Source organism: Patescibacteria group bacterium, assembly GCA_041675205.1.
In the GTDB taxonomy this organism is placed as follows: domain Bacteria; phylum Patescibacteriota; class Patescibacteriia; order GWA2-46-9; family GWA2-46-9; genus JBAYUF01.
Map to the genome: position 1 here is coordinate 1 of JBAYUF010000036.1, position 2,502 is coordinate 2,502.

A 2,502-nucleotide genomic window follows, 5' to 3' on the forward strand; every position below is an offset into this window, starting at 1 on the left:
AGTTGCAACACACTAGGCGCTGGTAATACTGGCCGCTTGCGCACGGTGCATTTATAGGCTGGTGGAGAAATAAGCATGAGTATCAAAGCAGACAAGTTCAAAATGGAAAATGCGGTACGTGCATTGCTGGCTACTGTCGTCGCTTCAGGCAAAGACATATGCTTCTTTGACATCAACGCATTTTGTGCGTCTTTGAAACTTTCGCATCTTTCGAAAGCTCAATACCACGACACGTTCACCGACATCCTGACAGGCAGTGATGTACATAAGGTGTACGGTGACTGGGTTACGTGTGAGTACGAAATGAACATTCGGGTTCTGGTGCAATTGTCGAAAGCTGGCGAAACGCAGTCTGTGTATGACGACAAGAACTATTTCGCCACGTTTGGTGACGAAACAATTCGCCGCGCATTCCCAACGAAACAAAAGATGATGGTTGACGTGCCAGCGGACATGTCTGTCGAAGACGTGCAAGCAGCAATCCACGCATATCAAACTGCTGCTGTTAAAGCAGGCTAACCATCGTTAAACGAATCCTCGGCCTTGTGTCGAGGATTCTTGCATTAAGGCCGCAAAATGAATCGTTATCGAGTACGTCTCACCAACTCCCACTTTTCCAACGTCACCCTGACCGTGGAAGCAGAGACTAAAGCAGAAGCCGAAACAATTGCTTTATACGCCCGCCACGGTTTTCGTGTGCACTGGTCAAAGCGTGTTGCAGCGAAAACAAAACCGACACGTCACCATTATGGCCTGTCGCCAAAAACAATTGGTGTTGGCACATCGACCGCGAAAGCATATTGACGCACGATAAGGAATCACGACAATGCAAATCATCGATATCACATGCAAGACAGATAATGTTCCGCGTCCTGAATTTCAGGCAATCGTTGACGGCGTGAATTTGGAAAGCACCAGCCTCTCCAAAATGGAATGTCTGATCAGCAATGTTTATCCGCAGTCGAAATTCCATTACGAGTTCAACCGCAAAATGAAATACCTGCGCAAGATGGTTAAGCGCAACGGCGAATTAATGTTTTGGGGCCAAATGCAAATCCTCGATGCGGATTACCCTCAACAGCTAGCCGATATCTTTCACAGCGGTTTATCGTTGCACCTGATTCGTGTGTATGACATTCACGGCGACCAGATAGCCGACATCTTTCGTGCCGATGTCAAAGCGGGTAAGTTCCCGCCTCTATAAAGGAAAGGCCCCACGCCATTAGAACGGTTTGGGGCCTTTCTGCGTTCTAGGCCCTTTGAACCAATGGCCCCGGCCCGCCAAACAAAACCCGTTGACGCCTTATTGCGTTTCAGGCATAGTGGCTACCAGATCGGCAATTATGCCTGTTACCAAACTAACTCACGGTTCAAAGGAAGTTTACCAAATGCGCGCATTCAATGCCCCAGTACGTCGCACCGCTAAAACAGCAGTAAAGAAAACTTGGCAGTGGAACAGCGACGAATTGCTGGCCGCTGAAATCCGCGCCAAGGAAGTGCAAGCCGCACAACGTCGTTTTCGTAAAGCAGCTTGAGGTAGACAAACATGACTATTCGTATCGGCAACCCAAAAGGCATTCACCTGTATGAAGTTGAAGTTTCCGACTCAACAGGGAAAGTTTTCAAAATCGAAGTAACCGCGCATGATCGCCGCATTGCAGAAACCGCCGCGAAGAATGCCGGTTACGATGTTCATTCAATCAACATGGTGGGTTAATCATGAAAGGCGCAATGGAAAAGTGGCTGGATGAAATGTTCGGCCATCCAGTCACGCAAGAAGAGCGCGCAGCATACGAACATTGGTTGACTGCAACCGAATCAATGTTCGGTCGTGCTGTGTATCGTGGTGGTGAACTGGAAATGATTTTCCTGAAAGACTACCTAGCCGGGAAAAATCCTGTGCAAGCCTCCGACGCATACAAAGCGGTTGAAGAGGAAAACAGAAAGCCCCGTGCGTTGAAAATCATCAACCGCCACGGTGTAGAAACTGACGTGCAGTGGCCCTTCGACTGACACATAAATAACCCCGCCAAGTGCGGGGTTTGTCAGTAGTAGCGCAATCACGCGCTAGGAGAAAGTTTATGACCCCTGATATTTTTGTAGTCTCTGACATTTTCAAAGCGGGCGTTACTGAAGACGGTGAGGATTACACCGGCCTGCGTTATTTCGTTATGGCAGAGTTTCCAAGCGGCCAGCGTTGGGTTCATCACGAACGCTACGACACCACGCACGTGATGCACGACGAAGACGGTATGCCGTATTTCCCTGATCGTTCCCGCGTTGCTGTGCTCGACGTAGAGCGTTTGTGTGCCTGCATCAAAGAACACGTTGCAGCGGGCCGTAAGCTCAACACGCAGCATTGGCGCCAAGTTGACCCGCGTTATGGTTCTGGTGCCTATCAGGATCTAGATGCGCAGGGTTATTTCCGCGCCCGTGAACTTAACGAAGCCGAATTGAACTTCTAACCAAAACAAACCCCGCCAAGTGCGGGGTTTGTCGGTA

Annotated in this window: 7 protein-coding genes; all 7 read left to right on the forward strand. The window is 49.4% G+C overall.

From position 1 onward, the window contains the following. Positions 1 to 75: 75 nt before the first annotated feature. Positions 76 to 519, forward strand: coding sequence for a hypothetical protein (locus tag WC052_06225; protein ID MFA7287232.1), 444 nt, complete (start codon positions 76 to 78; stop codon positions 517 to 519). A 57-nt stretch (positions 520 to 576) separates the two neighbouring features. Then, entirely contained in the window at positions 577 to 804 is a 228-nt protein-coding gene (locus WC052_06230) for a hypothetical protein (protein ID MFA7287233.1), read from the forward strand. 22 nt (positions 805 to 826) lie between these two features. Next, positions 827 to 1,204, forward strand: coding sequence for a hypothetical protein (locus WC052_06235; GenBank protein MFA7287234.1), 378 nt, complete (start codon positions 827 to 829; stop codon positions 1,202 to 1,204). A 184-nt stretch (positions 1,205 to 1,388) separates the two neighbouring features. Beyond that, positions 1,389 to 1,535, forward strand: coding sequence for a hypothetical protein (locus tag WC052_06240; GenBank protein MFA7287235.1), 147 nt, complete (start codon positions 1,389 to 1,391; stop codon positions 1,533 to 1,535). An 11-nt stretch (positions 1,536 to 1,546) separates the two neighbouring features. Beyond that, complete coding sequence (locus WC052_06245; protein MFA7287236.1) at positions 1,547 to 1,717, forward strand: hypothetical protein; 171 nt, start codon at positions 1,547 to 1,549, stop codon at positions 1,715 to 1,717. A 2-nt stretch (positions 1,718 to 1,719) separates the two neighbouring features. Beyond that, a complete protein-coding gene (locus tag WC052_06250; protein ID MFA7287237.1) occupies positions 1,720 to 2,013 on the forward strand; it encodes a hypothetical protein in 294 nt (97 codons plus the stop codon). 68 nt (positions 2,014 to 2,081) lie between these two features. Next, the gene (locus WC052_06255; GenBank protein ID MFA7287238.1) at positions 2,082 to 2,465 is read left to right on the forward strand and encodes a hypothetical protein; all 384 of its coding nucleotides are present in this window, start codon (positions 2,082 to 2,084) and stop codon (positions 2,463 to 2,465) included. The last annotated feature ends 37 nt before the right edge of the window (positions 2,466 to 2,502 follow it).

Bases quoted from the DNA above. Each gene is read 5' to 3' on its own strand.
- WC052_06245 (MFA7287236.1), top strand. From the start codon at position 1,547: ATGACTATTCGTATCGGCAACCCAAAAGGCATTCACCTGTATGAAGTT.
- WC052_06230 (MFA7287233.1), top strand. From the start codon at position 577: ATGAATCGTTATCGAGTACGTCTCACCAACTCCCACTTTTCCAACGTC.
- WC052_06255 (MFA7287238.1), top strand. From the start codon at position 2,082: ATGACCCCTGATATTTTTGTAGTCTCTGACATTTTCAAAGCGGGCGTT.
- WC052_06235 (MFA7287234.1), top strand. From the start codon at position 827: ATGCAAATCATCGATATCACATGCAAGACAGATAATGTTCCGCGTCCT.
- WC052_06250 (MFA7287237.1), top strand. From the start codon at position 1,720: ATGAAAGGCGCAATGGAAAAGTGGCTGGATGAAATGTTCGGCCATCCA.
- WC052_06225 (MFA7287232.1), top strand. From the start codon at position 76: ATGAGTATCAAAGCAGACAAGTTCAAAATGGAAAATGCGGTACGTGCA.
- WC052_06240 (MFA7287235.1), top strand. From the start codon at position 1,389: ATGCGCGCATTCAATGCCCCAGTACGTCGCACCGCTAAAACAGCAGTA.